This is a genomic window from Pseudomonas sp. F-14 TE3623, from assembly GCF_053629015.1.
In genome coordinates this window covers 5,899,653-5,917,029 of the sequence record NZ_JBRJHM010000001.1, presented here as the reverse complement: position 1 = coordinate 5,917,029, position 17,377 = coordinate 5,899,653, and the positions used below count along the sequence as shown (strand labels likewise).

Below are 17,377 nucleotides of genomic sequence, written 5' to 3'. Positions count from 1 at the left end.
ACCCACCTTTTGTACCAGGAGTTGAGTCATGGATGAGCAAACAGGCGTCGAAACGGCCGAGCCACGCTTCGAAAACGGGCACTTCATGCTCATAGCGGGGCTTGGTGGACGATTTACGGCGGATACGACCAAAGCGATCCCCGACCTATGGGAGAAGTTCATTCCCGAGATTGGCAAAATTCCCGGTCAGAAAAGCGAAGTAACCTACGGCATCTGCTGCAATCCGGATGGCAAGGGTGGTTTCGAATACATAGCCGGTGTCGAAATCAGCAAGCTCGACGACCTGCCCGAAAAGTACCGCTGGATCGAAGTTCAGCCTCAGAAGTATGCAGTCTTCGAACACAAGGGCTCTCTGGATACCTTGCCCCAGACCTTTCAATACATCTGGAAAACCTGGTTGCCGAAGTCCGGCCATGAAGCGGCGGACGCTCCGGAGTTCGAACGTTATAGCGACGATTTCAACCCGAAGCTCAATACCGGCGTGCTGGAAATCTGGCTGCCGCTCAAAGCGTAATGAGCGGGTCGAGCGGCGGATCGGTGATTCGCCTCTCGATGTCGTGTTGATGCTGATTTATGATCCCCAACCTTTCCCACGCCGATTCCGAGCTGCCATGAACACCGTCATCCGCCACGTCAGCCCCGCTGACCTGGACCGTTGCTACGCCATCGAAACCGTTGCCTATGAAGGCGACGAAGCCGCCACCCGAGAGAAAATCGCCACCCGCATCGCCACTTGGCCCGACGGCTTCATCGTTGCTGAAGTGGATGGTGTTGTCGCCGGTTTCATCAATTCCGGTGCGGCGTTTGAGGTGGAAATGTCGGACGAGGCGTTCAAGGAACTGATCGGCCACGACCCGGCCGGCCCGCACGTGGTGATCATGTCAGTGGTGGTGCATCCGGACTACCAAGGGCAGGGTCTGGCGAAACGCTTGCTGGATGAGTTCATCCAGCGCATGCGTACACTGAACAAGGCCAGCATCCATCTGATGTGCAAAGAGCGGCACATTGCGCTGTATGCCGGGTTTGGTTTTGCCTACATCAAGCCTTCGGCGTCGGACCATGGCGGGATGGCGTGGCATGAGATGGTGTTGACGCTGTAACCCGCGGGTACTGGAGATCCAGTGTGGGAGCGGGCTTGCTCGCGAAGAGGGAGTGTCAGTCAATATCGATGTTGCCTGACACACCGCATTCGCGAGCAAGCCCGCTCCCACAGGGCCGGTGTTGATCACAAGCCTCAATCGATTCCGACAAACCCCCCGGTCTGGTGTTGCCACAACCGCGCATACAAACCACCATGGGCCAGCAGTTCGGCGTGGCTGCCGGTTTCGGCGATCTTGCCCTTTTCCAGCACCACCAAGCGGTCCATCCGCGCGATGGTCGAGAGGCGGTGGGCAATGGCAATCACGGTCTTGCCCTGCATCAGGGTTTCGAGGCTCTCCTGAATCGCCGCTTCGACTTCCGAGTCCAGCGCCGAGGTGGCTTCGTCCATGATCAGAATCGGCGCATCCTTGAGCAGCACCCGGGCGATGGCAATCCGCTGACGCTGGCCACCGGAGAGCTTCACTCCGCGTTCACCGACGTGAGCATCGAAACCGGTGCGGCCTTCGGAGTCCGATAGCAACGGGATGAATTCGTCGGCGCGGGCCTTGTGCACTGCTTCCCAGAGTTCGGCGTCGGTGGCGTCGGGTTTGCCATACAGCAAATTGTCGCGAATCGAACGGTGCAGCAGCGAGGTGTCCTGGGTGATCATGCCGATGCGTTCACGCAGGCTTTCCTGGCCGACTTCGGCGATGTTCTGGCCGTCGATGAGAATCCGCCCGCCCTGCACGTCATAGAGGCGCAGCAGCAGATTGACCAGCGTCGATTTGCCGGCACCGGACGGGCCGATCAGGCCGATTTTCTCGCCAGGTTTGATGGTCAGATTGAGGTCGCCGATGATCCCGCTTTTCTTACCGTAGTGAAAATCGACGTGATCGAAACGCACCTCGCCACGCGCCACATTCAAAGGCTTGGCCTGCTCACGGTCGGTGATGCTGACTGGCTGGGAAATGGTCTGCAAACCGTCCTGAACCATGCCGATGTTTTCGAAGATGCCAGTGACCACCCACATGATCCAGCCAGACATGTTGACGATGCGGATCACCAGGCCTGTGGCGAGGGCGATGGCGCCCACCGTGATCAGCGATTGCGTCCACAGCCACAGCGCGAGGCCAGTGGTGCTGACGATCAGCAGGCCGTTCATGCTGGTAATGGCTACGTCCATGCTGGTGACCACCCGGCCGGCCAGTTGGGCTTTTTCGGTTTGTTCCTTGATCGCTTCGCGGGCGTATTGCTGCTCGAAGTTGGTGTGGGCGAACAGCTTCAGGGTGGTGATGTTGGTGTAGCCATCGACGATCCGCCCCATGAGTTTGGAGCGCGCATCGGACGACACCACCGAGCGTTCCTTGACCCGTGGCACGAAGTAGTAGAGGGCGCCGATGAAGGCGGCGATCCAGGTCAGCAGCGGGATCATCAGGCGCCAGTCGGCTTCGGCGAACAGCACCAGCGAACTGATCGCGTAGATCAGCACGTGCCATAGCGCGTCCACCGCTTGCACAGCCGAATCGCGCAACGAGTTGCCGGTCTGCATGATGCGTTGGGCGATGCGCCCGGCGAAGTCGTTCTGGAAGAAATTGAGGCTCTGTTTGAGCACGTAACTGTGGTTTTGCCAGCGGATCAGGCTGGTCAGGCTGGGGCTCAAGGTCTGGTGCACCAGCAAGTCATGCAAGCCGACGAATATCGGGCGCAGGACCAGCGCAACCACCGCCATCCAGGCCAATTCGATGCCGTGTTCCTTGAAAAAATTGACGTTGGGCGTGCCTTGGGCGAGGTCGATGATGCGGCTCAGGTAGCTGAACAGCGCCACTTCGATCAGTGCGCCGAACAGGCCGACGATCAGCAGGACGGCGAAACTCGGCCAGACCTGCTTCAGGTAATAGGTATAGAAGGGGAGAACCCGATCCGGCGGAGCCGCCGTCGGTGCATCGCGGAAAATGTCGATCAGTTTTTCAAAACGGCGATAAAGCATCAGTTCTTCGCCCGCGCACGGGCTCTCCTTTAAACGATATGAGCGGCGCCGGAAGCACCGGCGGCCGCTCAAAACTCCCTGTTCAGCTTAGTCTCAGTCGATGCGCTTGGCCGACTTGATGAACACGGGATCGGCTGGCACGTCTTTCATGCCGCTTTTGGTGGTGGTCTGGGAGTTGACGATGACATCGACGACATCCATGCCTTTAACGACTTTACCGAACACGGCATAACCGTCGCCCTGGTCCAGGAAATCGTTGTCTTTGACGTTGATGAAGAACTGGCTGGTGGCCGAATCCGGGACGGAAGTACGGGCCATGGACAGCGTGCCACGCACGTTATGCAGGCCGTTTTTGGATTCGTTCTTGATTGGCGCCTTGGTTTCTTTTTGCTGCATCTGTTGAGTGAAACCACCGCCCTGGACCATGAACCCAGGAATCACACGGTGAAAAATCGTGTTGTTGTAGAAGCCGCTGTCGACGTACTCAAGGAAGTTCTTGGTACTGATCGGCGCCTTGACCGGGTCCAGTTCGATTTCGATCTGGCCGTTGGTGGTTTCCAGCAGCACGTGCGGCGCCTTGGCGGGCGTGGCGGCCATCAGGTTGGCGGCAAACAGAACAGAGCCGGCGACGAGGGCGATTTTTTTCAGCATAAGTCAGTGATCCTGAGTGGTGGTGTCGACTGCGGTGAGAAACTCGAGCAGCGTTTGGTTGAAACGTTCGGGTTGATCCAGCGGGGTGGCGTGGCGCGAGTCGGCGATCACCACCAGCCGCGCATCGGGCAGCAGTTTTACATAGGTTTCTTTCAACGCGACCGGGGTGTAGTCACGGTCGGCGCTGACGATGAGGGTTGGACAGGAGACCTTGGAAAGTCGTTCCTGAACCCCCCAGCCGACGATGGCATCGAAGCTGGCGAGATAAGCACGTTTGTCGTTTTTTGCCCAGCGCGCCGCTATTTTTTGTCGTAACGAAGCTTGTTCGGGCTTGGGAAACAGCTTGGCACCCAGGGCCTTGCCGATGGTGCCCATGCTCAGCGCGCGCATCAGACTCCAGCGCTTGAACCACTGCCAGTAATCGTTGCGGCTGCGCCGTTTGACTTCGGGCGCGCTGTTGACGATGCACAGGCTCTTGAGCAGTTGCGGCTGGTCCACCGCCAGTTGAAAAGCGATCATGCCACCCATCGAAAGCCCGACAAGATGCGCAGGGCCAAGATTCAAGTGTTCCATCAACGCAATCAGGTCGGCGCTGAACCCGGCGATGCTGTAGCGCTCGCGGGGTTTGTCGGAGCGCCCGTGGCCGCGCACATCCGGGACAATCACCCGATGATGGGCTGAGAGCGCCGGGATCTGCATTTCCCAGTCCAGGGTGCTGGAACCCAGCCCGTGAACCAGCAGCAACGGCGTGCCGTGGCCATATTCCTCATAGTGCAGGTTGCAACCTTCATGTTCGAAATAGGCCATGGGTACACTCCGTGTCAGGCTTGTTCAGGGGCGGCGAAGGGCGCATCCAGCGGCGCGGTATCGAAGGTGCGCAGCAGTTCGATGAGAATCTGCGTGGCCGGGCCCAAGGGTTTGTCCTTGTTTGAATACAGATAGAAGCTCGGGTTGCGGCTGCCACCCTGGTCCAACGGTAGCACTTTGAGCGTCCCTTCCTTGAGTTCGCGCTCGATCATGTGCCGAGGCAACCACGCGAAGCCCAGGCCGCTGCTGACGAAGGTCGCGGCGGTGGCCAGGCTGCCAACGGTCCAGCGCTGTTCGGCGCCGAGCCAGCCGACATCTCGCGGTTGCTGACGGCCGGAGTCGCGGATCACCACTTGCATCTGGCTTTCCAGGTCCTGGAAGTTCAGTTCGCGGTTCAAGCGATGCAAGGAATGCTCGGGGTGGGCGACCGCGATAAATTCGACGTCGCTCAATTCTGCGCCCAGGTACCCGGGAATGCTGAAACCGGTGATGGCCAGATCGGCCACGCCTTCAAGCAACACTTCCTCTACACCTGACAACACTTCTTCGCGCAGACGCACCCGGCAGCCACGGCTTTGCGGCATGAACGCGGTCAGTGCGCGGACGAGGCGGGCGCTGGGGTAGGCGGCGTCGACCACCAGCCGCACTTCCGCTTCCCAGCCTTGTTCCATGTGATGGGCCAGGTCTTCCAGTTGGCTGGCCTGTTTCACCAGTTGCCGGGAGCGGCGCAGCAGCACGCCGCCGGCTTCGGTGAGCACCGCTTTGCGGCCGTCGATGCGCAGCAATGGCACACCGAGTTGGTCCTGCATGCGCGCTACGGTATAGCTGACCGACGATTGCGAGCGGTGCAGCGCTTCGGCGGCCTGGGCGAAACCGCCGTGATCGACCACGGCCTGCAATGTTCGCCATTGATCAAGGGTCACGCGGGGCGCTTTCATGTTGAGCTCCTCTTGTCCTAAGCTGGCAGTCCTTATTGGAGGCTGCTGAATGAAAAAACTTTGTAGTGTGATGGCGGGTTGTGCGGTGTTGGCAATGCTGCCGCTGACTGCGTTTGCTTATCCGATCGACGTTCAAAAGCAATTGAACGGCTTGAGCATCGACTACAACTCGTACGACACGGATAACGACATCGCCTCCATTCAAGTGAACAACTACGGCAGTACTGATGCGATCTGCAGGGTGGTTTTCAACAATGGCCCGGAGTCGCCGCGTACCCGCACCATCGAAGTGCCCGCCGGTAAACACAAAAACGCCACCGCCAAGTTCACCCGGACCATCATCAAGATGCGTATCAACCTGACCTGCACCCCGAAATGACTTTACAACCCTGTGGGAGCGGGCTTGCTCGCGAAGAGGGAGTATCAGTCGACATCAATGTTGCCTGACACACCGCCTTCGCGAGCAAGCCCGCTCCCACAGGGCACGCTCCGCTTATAAACGAATTTATCGATGCTTTATAGCAGTTATTTGCGCTTTTTCATCGATATGACTCTGTTTAACCTTCACTCCATCGACCTACAGCATTCTCAGATGGAGGCTACATCCCATGTCCCGCGTTCTGATCATCGAAAGCAGCGCCCGTCAGCAAGACTCGGTTTCCCGCCAGCTGACCCAGACCTTCATCAGCCAATGGAAAGCCGCCCACCCGGCCGACCAGATCACCGTCCGTGACTTGGCCAGCACCCCGGTGCCGCACCTGGACATCAACTTGCTGGGCGGCTGGATGAAACCTGCCGAACAACGCAACGACATCGAACAAGCCTCGCTGGAACGCTCCAACCTGCTGACCGATGAACTGCTGGCCGCCGACGTACTGGTGATGGCCGCGCCGATGTACAACTTCGCCATTCCGAGCACCCTTAAAGCCTGGCTTGACCACGTGCTGCGTGCCGGTGTGACCTTCAAGTACACCGAAACCGGCCCTCAAGGTTTGCTCAGCGGCAAGCGTGCTTATGTGCTGACCGCGCGGGGCGGGATCTACGCCGGCAGCACCGCGGATCACCAGGAACCGTACCTGCGCCAGGTCATGGGCTTCATCGGCATCCACGACGTAACGTTCATTCACGCCGAAGGCATGAACCTGGGCGGCGACTTCCAGGAGAAAGGCTTGAACCAGGCCAACGCCAAGCTTTCCCAGGTCGCCTGATCCGTTAATCGCCAGATAATCGCTGGATGGTCTAGTGACCTGGCGCAACCCTTCAAGCCTGTACGCGCATCGAACCTCCCTTTGCACTTGTTGCTCCTGAGTGCTCTAGCCCGATTGAACGCATTAGCGAGATCGGGCTTTTTTTTGCCTGCGATTTAGTGAATGAGCACACACCCCCTGTGGGAGATTCTATGGTTGAAGGGAAGCCCTCAACCAGCTTTGGGTTGATATTCGCTCTGTCCTTTCAGTAGAGCGAATACGATCCGAGCAAGCTTGCGAGCCAGTATCACCAGCGCCTGAGTGGTGCTGAAACCTCGAGCTCTTTGCTCTTCATAAAAGCCTTTCCAGGCTGGCGTACGGCTGGCCGACATAGCTGCATTGTGCAGAAGCCGGCGAGCTTCCGGGTCACCTCGCTTGGTCAAGCTCCGGCGCCCGTCTTTTTGCCCTGACTTCGCCACCCGCAAATCCATTCCCAGAAAGGCAATAAAGGCATCTGCGTTTCTGAAGTCGCCCCGCTGAAACGCCGTGAGCAAGCGGGCTCCGGTCAGAAATCCAATGCCTTCAACTTTCAGGCAACGCTTCAACTGACCGAGCAAACCGGCTTCTTTCAGATGATCATTAATCGTCTTTTCGACCAGCGTTTCAAGCTGCTGCATGGCTTTCACTTGCGCGGCGAAAGCAGATTTCAGCAGCGGTTCATTCGCCCAACTTTGCACCAGGCCGACCCGCGCCTGAACCAAGGCTGCGCGACGACGAAAAAGGCTCAAGAGCTGGCGGTACAGCGGTGATGGCGGGGTCCAAGGATGAAGATCATCACCTTCGTTCTTCAGATAGCGGGCGAGCAGTCTGGCATCCAACGCATCGGTTTTGGCGCGGATATTCACCCCTTTTCGGTAATGGCTGAGTTCATAGCCACCCACCATGTAAATCACGCAGCCAGCCTCATAGGCCAGATCGGCGAACTCCAGGTGATAGATATTGGTCGACTCAATGGCTACCGCGACTGTCCCCGACAAGGCTTTCAACCACTGCTTGATGGCAGCCTTGTTGTTGGGAATCTCTTCAAGCAGGTCAAGTTCGGCGTGATAGATCACCAGTTCGTTCTTGGCGACATCCACGCCTACGATTGGCTTTGTGACAGAAACCGGCATTGCCATTGGATTTCCTCCGGGATATGTTTTGAGCACTTGAAGGGCTCACCCAGAGGCGCAGGCTTGTTCCTATCGTCGGTCCTAGCCAGATGCATTCTTTATCGGCGCTTGGGTGAAAGGAGGAGGGGCGAAATCTCCCACGGATCTGTACTGCGTCAACAGTCAGAATCGGGCTTTGTCCCTCCTCCTCCCTTCAAGTCCTACCATACAAGCGGGCTTGCTCGCGAAGAGGGCGTGTCAGTGGATATTAATGTTGACTGACCCACCGCATTCGCGAGCAAGCCCGCTCCCACAGTAGATTTGTGTATTGCCTGACTGTTCGCGATCAAGGGCAAAACCCGCTATCGTCGCCGCCATTCGAAATGAGGCGACCATGGGCTATCTACTTTTTGTCACGCTGATCCAGGCGTTTTCCTTCAGTTTGATCGGCGAATACCTGGCCGGGCATGTCGACAGTTACTTCGCGGTGCTGGTGCGGGTGCTGCTGGCGGGGCTGGTGTTCATTCCGCTGACACGCTGGCGTCAGGTTGAGCCGGCGTTCATGCGCGGCATGTTGCTGATCGGCGCGTTGCAGTTCGGCGTGACTTACGTCTGCCTGTACCTGAGCTTCCGGGTGCTGACGGTGCCGGAAGTATTGCTGTTCACCATCCTCACGCCGCTGCACGTGACCCTGATCGAAGACGCGCTGAACCGGCGCTTCAACCCGTGGGCATTGATCGCGGCACTGGTGGCGGTCGCGGGTGCGGCAGTGATTCGTTATGACCGGATCAACCCGGATTTCTTCATGGGCTTTTTGTTGCTGCAACTGGCCAACTTCACCTACGCCGCCGGGCAGGTGCTCTACAAACATCTGGTGGCCCGACATCCGAGCGATCTGCCGCATTACCGACGCTTCGGCTACTTCTACCTGGGCGCGTTAGCGGTGGCATTGCCGGCGTTTCTGCTGTTCGGCAAACAGAACTTCCTGCCCGAAGCGCCGCTGCAATGGGGCGTGCTGCTGTTCCTCGGCCTGGTCTCGACCGCGCTGGGTTTGTACTGGTGGAACAAGGGCGCGTGCCTGGTGAACGGCGGGACGCTGGCGGTGATGAACAATCTGCATGTGCCGGTGGGGTTGCTGATCAACTTGCTGATCTGGAATCAGCATGAAGAGCTGGGACGGTTGTTGTTTGGTGGGTCGGTGATTCTGATGGCGGTGTGGATTAGTCGGTTGGGTGTACGCCAGCCGGCGGTTGCACACTAATCCCTTGTGGGAGCGGGCTTGCTCGCGAATGCGGTATGACATTCAACATAGATGTCGGCTGACACTCCGCCTTCGCGAGCAAGCCCGCTCCCACAAAGGGATATGTGGTGCTACATGACGTGTTTTTCAGACTCGGGAATGTGGCTCGCGCCCAACACCGCCGGGAGCAACCCCGACCGCAAATCACCACCGCTCGGCTGCTGATAAAGGCTCAAGCCAAACTCCGGCAGCACCGCCAGCAGGTAATCGAAAATATCCCCCTGAATCCGCTCGTAATCGGCCCACACGGTAGTGCGGGTGAAGCAGTAGATTTCCAGCGGAATGCCCTGGGCCGTGGTTTGCATTTGCCGAACCATGCAGGTCATGTTCGGCTGAATCTCCGGGTGACTCTTCAGATACGCCAACGCATAGGCGCGAAAGGTGCCGATGTTGGTCATCCGTCGACGGTTGGCCGACATCGCCGCGACGTTGCCCTGAGCTTCGTTCCAGGCCTTGAGCTCGGCTTTCTTGCGGCTCATGTAGTCGGTCAGCAGATGCACCTGAGCCAGTTTCAGCTCTTCGTCATCGCGAATAAACCGCACGCCGCTGGCGTCGATGAACAGGCTGCGCTTGATTCGGCGCCCACCGGACTGCTGCATGCCGCGCCAGTTCTTGAACGACTCGGACATCAGGCGCCAGGTCGGGATCGACACAATGGTCTTGTCGAAATTCTGCACCTTGACCGTGTGCAAGGTGATGTCCACCACGTCACCGTCGGCACCGACTTGCGGCATCTCGATCCAGTCGCCGACCCGCAGCATGTCGTTGCTGGTCAGTTGCACACTGGCAACGAACGACAGCAGGGTGTCTTTGTAGACCAACAGAATCACCGCCGACATGGCGCCCAGACCCGACAGCAGCAACAGCGGCGAACGGTCGATCAGCGTGGCGACGATGATGATCGCGCCAAACACGAACAGCACCATTTTCGCCAGTTGCACGTAGCCTTTGATCGAGCGGGTGCGGGCATGTTCGGTGCGGGCGTAGATGTCCAGCAGGGCATTGAGCAATGCGCTGACGGCCAGCACCAGGAACAGAATGGTGAACGCCAGCGCCACGTTGCCGAGGAAGTTCAGGCTGGTCTTGCCCAACTCCGGCACCAGGTGCAGGCCGAACTGGATCACCAGCGAGGGCGTCATCTGTGCCAGGCGATGAAACACTTTGTTGTGGCGAAAATCGGTGATCCAGTGCAATGACGGCTGGCGACCGAGGATTTTGGTCGCGTGAAGAATGAGGTAACGCGCCACTCGTCCGAGCATCAGCGCCACCACCAGCAGCAACATCAGCGCGAGCGTGGAATGCAGGAGCGGGTGCTGATCGAGAGCACCCCAGAGGTCTTGGGCGTTGAGCCAGAGCTGTTTGATATCCATGGGCGAAAACGGTTCTTCTGTAGGACGCGACGGGGCGATTAGAGCATTTAAGACGTTCCGGATGACGTTTAGGGACAAATCAGGCAACAAAAAAACCACTGTTTGCAGCCGTTTGTATAAAGAAACTCGGCCTTCGCGCTCGAAACCGTTACCCTATGCAGCTGTTTTTTTGTATTTCTTCGAGGTAGCACCCGTGTTTTCCCAATTCGCCCTGCACGAACGCCTGCTCAAAGCCGTGGCCGAGCTTAAATTTGTCGAGCCAACGCCTGTGCAAGCAGCGGCTATCCCGCTCGCGCTCCAGGGGCGTGACCTGCGGGTGACAGCGCAAACCGGTAGCGGCAAAACCGCTGCATTCGTTTTGCCGATCCTCAACCGCTTGATCGGCCCGGCTAAAGTCCGCGTCAGCATCAAGACCCTGATCCTGCTACCGACCCGCGAGCTGGCCCAGCAGACCATCAAGGAAGTCGAGCGCTTCGCTCAGTTCACCTTCATCAAGTCCGGCCTGATCACCGGCGGTGAAGACTTCAAGGTCCAGGCCGCCATGCTGCGCAAGGTGCCGGACATCCTGATCGGTACGCCGGGCCGGATGATCGAGCAACTGAACGCCGGTAACCTCGACCTCAAAGAAGTCGAAGTGCTGGTGCTCGACGAAGCCGACCGCATGCTCGACATGGGCTTTGCCGAAGACGTGCAGCGTCTGGTGGAAGAGTGCACCAACCGTCAGCAGACCATGCTGTTCTCCGCCACCACCGGCGGTTCGGGCCTGCGCGAGATGGTCGCCAAAGTCCTGAACAACCCTGAACACTTGCAACTGAACAACGTCAGCGATCTGAACGCCACCACTCGTCAGCAGATCATCACCGCCGACCACAATCAGCACAAAGAACAGATCGTGAACTGGCTGCTGGCCAACGAGACCTATCAGAAGGCCATCGTGTTCACCAATACCCGGGCCATGGCCGACCGTATTTACGGCCGTCTGGTGGCGCAGGAATACAAAGCGTTCGTGCTGCACGGTGACAAAGACCAGAAAGACCGCAAACTGGCCATCGACCGTCTGAAGCAGGGCGGCGTGAAGATCCTTGTGGCCACCGACGTCGCGGCCCGTGGCCTGGACGTGGAAGGCCTGGACCTGGTGATCAACTTCGACATGCCGCGCAGCGGCGACGAATACGTTCACCGCATCGGTCGCACCGGCCGCGCCGGCAACGATGGCTTGGCCATCTCGCTGATCTGCCATGGCGACTGGAACCTGATGTCGAGCGTCGAGCGCTACCTCAAGCAGAGCTTCGAGCGCCGCACCATCAAGGAAGTCAAAGGCACCTACGGCGGACCGAAAAAGGTCAAGGCCTCGGGCAAAGCCGTTGGCGTGAAGAAGAAAAAGGTCGACGCCAAAGGCGACAAGAAGAAAACCGGCGCCAAGGCTCCGACCAAACGCAAGATCGCCAACCGCCCGAAGACCGACGCCCTGTCGCTGGTCAGCAAGGACGGCATGGCCCCGCTCAAGCGCCGCAAACCGGAAGCGCCGGCTGCTGAATAAAGCGCGGTAGCGATCCAATAAAAAACCCGGACAGTGTCCGGGTTTTTTTACGTCAAAAAATCGCAGAAACCCGTGTAGGAGCTGCCGAAGGCTGCGATCTTTTGATCTCGCCGTTTCAGCTCTCGGCTTTCTTCTCTGCCGACTGCAACTCCTTGAGACGCTGATCAATCAACTGGCACTTGTCCGGCAAATCCGCGCTGGCCGTTTCCAGGTCCATCTTCTGCAACTCGTCATTGATCTCCTTGGCCTTGGCCGGGTTCTGCTCAGTGATCTTGGCGACTTCCTTGGCCAGTAGTTCGCGCTTGGCGGTGGCTTCGTCGGGCGGGCAGGCCCAAACGGGGAGGGCACAGGCGAGAGTGGCGGCGAAGGTCAGTTTCAGCAGGGTGGTTTTCATCAGTGAGCCTCACTTATCAATGTCACGGCGTTATTGAGTGGAGGGTTTTTCCACTCGGAAAGTTCAGGCCATGAACCAAAACCCGCGCGCTAGAGCGTCCAACCAAAAACATCCTGAACGGCTTATTGACGCCAGAGTGATGGCAACTTAAATATCGTGCCATCACATTGATATCGCTTCGCCGTTTCGAGGGACCGAACAGACCATTCGCACGCCGATGCAATGGTCGTTTACGCCACGCTTTGGACCTTCTGACCCAAGCGCGCACTTACCCCCTTATGACGTATTCGCTCTGCAAACGCCCTCAGCGTTTGCCGTGTCGGGGCGGCGTCGAGCCTTTTGGGGGGCAGCTATCTTCAATCATTTGTTCGTAATTTTTTGAAGTTTTTCCTGCTTTTTTTAGATTGGGAGTTTGTTTTTTATGGGGCTCGGAAAAGATTGGGCGATATGCTCGCTTCAACAGTAGTGATCAACGCGAAATAGTGTCGTGCCAAACACTAACTCCGTTCCCCGTCAGCTAAAATATACGACTCTAAGGATATTTATACATGAAGCAATACGCACTACTATTACTGCCTCTGATTCTGGCATTACCAGGCTGTCACTCCAACACCAGAGACTCCTCACCCAGTTTTCTAAAAGACGGCGTCCAGCTTCGTCAGAACACGGTGACGGTGGATGCGCAGCACGCCAAGGTCATCATGAGAGCCTCCGGTTATACGCACCCGGTAGAGTTTTCGATCAGGCGCGCAGCAGATCCCGACCAGCGCATGGAGGTGCTTGGAACGGTGGTGGACTCGGGTCGTGAGAAGGTGTTCGGCTGGATCGCTAAACTCAACGAAGTGGCCAATAGTGCGACGGTGAAACGATTCCCGCAGTTGGAAGCACAGGCTGATGTCGATCAGCCCTTCCACGTATCGGGTTATTCAACGGATGGGAGAGCCGGGAATATTTATAGCTGCGGTCCGCTCAAGAGCACCTTTACTCCGGAAAAAAGTAGAGTCTATCTGGTGGAGTTCCAGTTTATTGGTGATCGCTGCGAGCAGCATGTTTACGACATTACTCAGCCTCAGCAGCGCATTCCTGTGAGTAGCTTACCTGGAGCGTAAACGTCATTCGTTTAGTTGGACTCACTATTTAAATTGGGCGACCTACAGGTCGCCCGTTTTCATTTCACTCCACAACCTGCGCCCGCAACCGCCTGCCAATCATATCCATCAAATTACAACCATCCCGCAACGGTATGGCCAGCAGTTTGGAAAAGTCGGACAGCACCGCCGTGTCGCAACCGATCTAGGCACGAAAGGCTATGTTTTCCAGCACCTGGGTGGCGGTGCGGATTCGGTAGTCGGCCATGGCTTGCAGGACGTCTTGGGTGCGGACCATAAGCCTCGTTCCAACGGTGTAAGGCGCCTGATTCCAAGGTTGTTGTAGCCGTTTTCCTGGTGGCGGTCAGGCGCGCGGATGCAATCTACAGCGGATGCAATCTACAGAGGACGACGGAACCTTGTGGGAACGAGCTTGATCGCTCCTGGGGATTGATTTCCGATAAGCGGCTGACGTAGGCTATTTCCGTTTGTCGTGTCAGTTGTTTCTCAAGGTTGAGTCAATAACGACACGGATCAGTACCAGATCAGGACGCTTCATTTTTACAAGGGTTGGTGGGCGACAGGTTGTTCGGACCGTTTTGTTGCCTGCCTGTAATCGAACACTGCAAGTGCGTTGGTAAAAGCGTTTGCGAATATCTGGTTATTGATACTTCCATGTTTCCTTCCGTATTGAGTTCACATCGATTCATTGTGCGTGTCCGCCCGGACGTCGCCCTTTTCGATAGCCATGTTGCGAACAGCCGTCGTCGCAGCATTTTGTTTGCTTTTACTTTCTCTCCTCCCCTCCAAAAACGCTAAGTCGTTATTGAACCCATTGCCTTCCTGATATTGGGCCGGGCGTTTTGCCCTGTCAGTCAGCGATTGCCTGAGCCTTTTTTAACGGGGACGTCCTCTTGGGTGGGGCGGGTCTATTGATGCATCAAACAGGGAGTTCACTGCATGTGGTGGAAGAGTCTTGCTCGGCAAATTCAGGAAAGAACTGCCGATAACAATGGGGTCGTCGCGTTTGGCGCGGGTTTCGGACCCTCTGGGCTTCCCCATATCGGAACGTTGTGTGAGGTGTTGCGCGTCAGCATCGTCAAAACAGCATTTGAAAAAATATCCAGCAAAGAAACCCGGCTGTTTATTGTTTCCGACGATCTGGACGCGCTGAGAAAAGTACCTGGAACATTCCCTCAGCCGCAGCGCCTGCAAGATTGTCTGGGGCTGCCGTTGTGCGATATCCCCGACCCTTTCGAACAGGCGGGAAGTCTGTCGGCAGGCATTAACGCTCGACTTGATCAGGCACTGATGCCCTATGCGCTGGACTATCAGTTGATTGAAAACAGTGCGCTCTATCGATCCGGTTACTACAACTCGACCATCAAGCAGTTTCTCTCTCGAATGGAGGCGATCAATCAGGTTGTAGCCTCACGCCTGGGAATTACCCGCAGAAAGAGCTACAGCATGTTCATGCCTGTTTCGCGTTTTTCCGGGCGGGTCATCGAGCATCTGGTGGTCCGGCACGTTGATCTGCAGCGTGGGGAGATTGTCTATCAGATTCCGCCAGACCTACTGATCAATCGACCGGGCGAGGAGTACAGCATCACCTCCCAGGAGTACTACGCCGATGAGCCGATTGGCGAAGATATCACCACGTCGGTGTTGGACGGTCACTGCAAGTTGCAATGGAAGGCCGATTGGGCAATGCGCCTGATTCACCGCAATATTGCTTTTGAAATGCATGGCGAAGACCTGACTGACTCGGCGAATACGGTACGCGATATCTGCCAGGTACTGGATGTGCGGGCACCAATCCTGATGAAGTACGGGCTGTTTACCGACATCGCCGGCAAGAAAATATCCAAAAGCAAAGGCAACGGTTTTTCTCTGGAACAAGTCAGCAAGTACATGCCCGAAGGGGCGTTGCAGCATTTCATGTTCAACAATCCTTATCGCACCACTCGTTTCCACCCTCAAGTGTCAATCAAGGCTTATGACGATTATCGGGCCGACCATGCGCGCATGGTCGAGGGAGACGCTGACAACCCCGTCGGTTATTTCCATCGCCCACCGACCCATGGCAAGCGTTGCTCCAGCTACCAGCGGATGCTGAACATCTTCACTGCCTGCCATCCAGGTGACATTGATGCGGCTTACCACTACCTGCTCAAACACGACAAAACCCGGCAGGACATCCTTGCGGATGACGCCTTTACCGACGTGGTACAGAAAGCCTTTACCTATTTCCAGGAACGGGTTGCCCCGCGTTTCCAGCCGCGGTTGCTCAACGAGCGTGCGGAGTCGGTACTGTATCGGATTTCAGAGCAGTTCAAACAACTGTCGGTTCACCGCAGACCGGTTGCTCGCGAACAGATCACGCAAGTCTTCGATCAGGTTGGTGTTTCCAGTCACAGCGCTGCTTATCGGATGCTTTATGCCTGCCTGTTCGGCGACGAGAGCGGGCCGCGACTGGACGGGTACATCAATCGTCTGGGAGTGCAGGCTTTTTGTATGGAACTCGAATCACGAATCAAACAGGCTGTTCATTACAGGGAAAGTGAAACCATGAGCGTTGCGCAGGTCAATCAAGTCACTACCGAGTCTTCCGAGGCTCCGCGCCCGATAGCTATGATCGAACCGCCTCGGGAGGCCGGGCGAGTGCTGGAGGCCATCGATTTCGAGGAGGTAAAAGCCCGTGCCGCGGCGTTTGCACAGCATCTTCGAAGCAACAGTGAGACGATCGCCGAGAGCCTTTCGGGGTTCGAGTGCTACAACGTCGCGGTGGATGAGATCGAGCGGTGTGTCGAGTTTCTGAAGTGCCTGGAGCTCAACAGTCCGTTCTTTGAACGCAGGGTGCATTGCGTCACCAGTTACCTGCCGCTCAATCAGCCGATCTACGCCACGACTTGCTTTGGCATTATTCCTTCATTGCTGGCCGACTCAGCCTGGCTTCGGCCTCCGACGGCGATGCACTCGCACTATAAAAAGTTGCTGGAGTCGTTGCAGCTGGAGCGTTTCTTTCCGAACCTGAATATCTCTTTTGCCGATAAAGAGACGTTCGTCAGCCAGACCGCGGCGATGTCCGATGTGGTGATTTTTACCGGTACACCGGAAAACGCGACCAAGGTCAGAAAGTCCTACCTCAAGCGCACCTTGTTCATTCTCAACGGGGCAGGTCATAACCCATTGGTGGTGTCCGCTGATGCATCGATCGACACCGCTATCGAAAGTGCCCTGCGGGTGGTGTTGTACAACCAGGGGCAGGATTGTGCCGGTCCCAATAGCATCCTGGTGCATCGACAGGTCTACGGTGAGTTCATCCGTCGGTTGCGCGAGGAGCTGGTCAAGTGCGAGGGCTATGTGGGCGATTACGCGTGCAAAGAGAACATCGTCGGGCCTAACAGCGACCCTGACCACACGTTGAAAGTGGTGAAGATGTTCAAGGAGTATCGCGAACACTGCACTTATGGGGGCGAGATCAATCCGATCAGCGGATTGATCCGTCCGACCGTGTTCGAGCGGCCATTGTCGCTGGGCGGCAACTACAAAGAGTTCTTTGCTCCGGTGTTCTTTGTTCAACCCTATGCCGAAGACGCAGAGTTGGCGGGCTATTTCGAACATCCGCTCTATGCACCCAACTCCATGTACGTGTCGTTGTTTGGCAGCAGTGGCTACACGACGGCCTGGTGGCGTCCGGCAAACATGACGTGGACACGGTGCTGAATAACACCGATCTGCATGTCGTGGAGAAGGGTTACAACCCTTACGGCGGGCATGGGGTCGCGGCGTCCTGCCTGTACGTGAACGGTGTGCGGATTGCCAAACCGACGTTGCCTCAACGGGACATCCACGAGCATCTCGTTGCGGTTTGAACGTGAGTG

Annotated in this window: 16 protein-coding genes and 1 pseudogene; 9 read left to right on the top strand and 8 right to left on the bottom strand. The window is 57.1% G+C overall.

Annotated features, from left to right (window positions below):
* Positions 1 to 28: 28 nt before the first annotated feature.
* Both AB7M29_RS27465 and AB7M29_RS27460 read left to right on the top strand, forming a co-directional pair.
* Positions 29 to 514 carry a GyrI-like domain-containing protein gene (locus tag AB7M29_RS27465; protein ID WP_048395713.1) on the top strand — a complete coding sequence of 162 codons (486 nt, stop codon included), beginning with the start codon at positions 29 to 31 and terminating at the stop codon, positions 512 to 514.
* A gap of 97 nt (positions 515 to 611) precedes the next feature.
* On the top strand, positions 612 to 1,100 hold the full coding sequence (locus AB7M29_RS27460; protein WP_217854224.1) for a GNAT family N-acetyltransferase: 489 nt from the start codon (positions 612 to 614) through the stop codon (positions 1,098 to 1,100).
* Positions 1,101 to 1,234: 134 nt separating this feature from the next.
* On the opposite strand, the gene AB7M29_RS27455 is transcribed toward AB7M29_RS27460, so the two are convergent.
* From AB7M29_RS27455 to AB7M29_RS27440, 4 genes are all read right to left on the bottom strand, one after another.
* The gene (locus AB7M29_RS27455) at positions 1,235 to 3,067 is read right to left on the bottom strand and encodes an ABC transporter ATP-binding protein (RefSeq protein ID WP_454248442.1); all 1,833 of its coding nucleotides are present in this window, start codon (positions 3,065 to 3,067) and stop codon (positions 1,235 to 1,237) included.
* A gap of 93 nt (positions 3,068 to 3,160) precedes the next feature.
* Positions 3,161 to 3,718, bottom strand: coding sequence for a peptidylprolyl isomerase A (locus tag AB7M29_RS27450; protein WP_007902463.1), 558 nt, complete (start codon positions 3,716 to 3,718; stop codon positions 3,161 to 3,163).
* Between the two features lie 3 nt (positions 3,719 to 3,721).
* Positions 3,722 to 4,525, bottom strand: a complete 804-nt coding sequence (locus tag AB7M29_RS27445; protein ID WP_123501439.1) for an alpha/beta fold hydrolase — start codon at positions 4,523 to 4,525, stop codon at positions 3,722 to 3,724.
* A gap of 14 nt (positions 4,526 to 4,539) precedes the next feature.
* Entirely contained in the window at positions 4,540 to 5,463 is a 924-nt protein-coding gene (locus AB7M29_RS27440; RefSeq protein ID WP_008069097.1) for a LysR family transcriptional regulator, read from the bottom strand.
* 49 nt (positions 5,464 to 5,512) lie between these two features.
* On the opposite strand from AB7M29_RS27440, the gene AB7M29_RS27435 reads away from it, so the two are divergent.
* Both AB7M29_RS27435 and AB7M29_RS27430 read left to right on the top strand, forming a co-directional pair.
* Positions 5,513 to 5,842 carry a hypothetical protein gene (locus tag AB7M29_RS27435; protein WP_048395716.1) on the top strand — a complete coding sequence of 110 codons (330 nt, stop codon included), beginning with the start codon at positions 5,513 to 5,515 and terminating at the stop codon, positions 5,840 to 5,842.
* 229 nt (positions 5,843 to 6,071) lie between these two features.
* A complete protein-coding gene (locus AB7M29_RS27430; RefSeq protein WP_052964935.1) occupies positions 6,072 to 6,671 on the top strand; it encodes an FMN-dependent NADH-azoreductase in 600 nt (199 codons plus the stop codon).
* Between the two features lie 209 nt (positions 6,672 to 6,880).
* On the opposite strand, the gene AB7M29_RS27425 is transcribed toward AB7M29_RS27430, so the two are convergent.
* Positions 6,881 to 7,828, bottom strand: coding sequence for an IS110 family transposase (locus AB7M29_RS27425; protein ID WP_217858081.1), 948 nt, complete (start codon positions 7,826 to 7,828; stop codon positions 6,881 to 6,883).
* Positions 7,829 to 8,195: 367 nt separating this feature from the next.
* Between AB7M29_RS27425 and AB7M29_RS27420 the strand changes: the two genes are divergently transcribed.
* On the top strand, positions 8,196 to 9,062 hold the full coding sequence (locus tag AB7M29_RS27420; protein ID WP_217854222.1) for a carboxylate/amino acid/amine transporter: 867 nt from the start codon (positions 8,196 to 8,198) through the stop codon (positions 9,060 to 9,062).
* A 110-nt stretch (positions 9,063 to 9,172) separates the two neighbouring features.
* On the opposite strand, the gene AB7M29_RS27415 is transcribed toward AB7M29_RS27420, so the two are convergent.
* Positions 9,173 to 10,471 (bottom strand): mechanosensitive ion channel family protein, encoded by a 1,299-nt coding sequence (locus AB7M29_RS27415; RefSeq protein WP_454248441.1) that lies wholly within the window; start codon positions 10,469 to 10,471, stop codon positions 9,173 to 9,175.
* 193 nt (positions 10,472 to 10,664) lie between these two features.
* On the opposite strand from AB7M29_RS27415, the gene AB7M29_RS27410 reads away from it, so the two are divergent.
* A complete protein-coding gene (locus AB7M29_RS27410) occupies positions 10,665 to 12,011 on the top strand; it encodes a DEAD/DEAH box helicase (protein ID WP_008153197.1) in 1,347 nt (448 codons plus the stop codon).
* 115 nt (positions 12,012 to 12,126) lie between these two features.
* Here the strand turns inward: AB7M29_RS27410 and AB7M29_RS27405 are convergent, their stop codons facing one another.
* Positions 12,127 to 12,405 carry a hypothetical protein gene (locus tag AB7M29_RS27405; RefSeq protein WP_217854220.1) on the bottom strand — a complete coding sequence of 93 codons (279 nt, stop codon included), beginning with the start codon at positions 12,403 to 12,405 and terminating at the stop codon, positions 12,127 to 12,129.
* Between the two features lie 548 nt (positions 12,406 to 12,953).
* Between AB7M29_RS27405 and AB7M29_RS27400 the strand changes: the two genes are divergently transcribed.
* On the top strand, positions 12,954 to 13,514 hold the full coding sequence (locus AB7M29_RS27400) for a hypothetical protein (RefSeq protein WP_454248440.1): 561 nt from the start codon (positions 12,954 to 12,956) through the stop codon (positions 13,512 to 13,514).
* A gap of 64 nt (positions 13,515 to 13,578) precedes the next feature.
* Here AB7M29_RS27400 and AB7M29_RS27395 read toward each other — a convergent pair.
* Positions 13,579 to 13,791: pseudogene (locus AB7M29_RS27395) on the bottom strand (hypothetical protein).
* A gap of 662 nt (positions 13,792 to 14,453) precedes the next feature.
* On the opposite strand from AB7M29_RS27395, the gene AB7M29_RS27390 reads away from it, so the two are divergent.
* Both AB7M29_RS27390 and AB7M29_RS27385 read left to right on the top strand, forming a co-directional pair.
* The gene (locus tag AB7M29_RS27390; protein ID WP_454248439.1) at positions 14,454 to 17,219 is read left to right on the top strand and encodes an aldehyde dehydrogenase family protein; all 2,766 of its coding nucleotides are present in this window, start codon (positions 14,454 to 14,456) and stop codon (positions 17,217 to 17,219) included.
* Complete coding sequence (locus tag AB7M29_RS27385; protein ID WP_454248438.1) at positions 17,183 to 17,368, top strand: hypothetical protein; 186 nt, start codon at positions 17,183 to 17,185, stop codon at positions 17,366 to 17,368. Before AB7M29_RS27390 ends, AB7M29_RS27385 begins: the two co-directional genes overlap by 37 nt.
* The last annotated feature ends 9 nt before the right edge of the window (positions 17,369 to 17,377 follow it).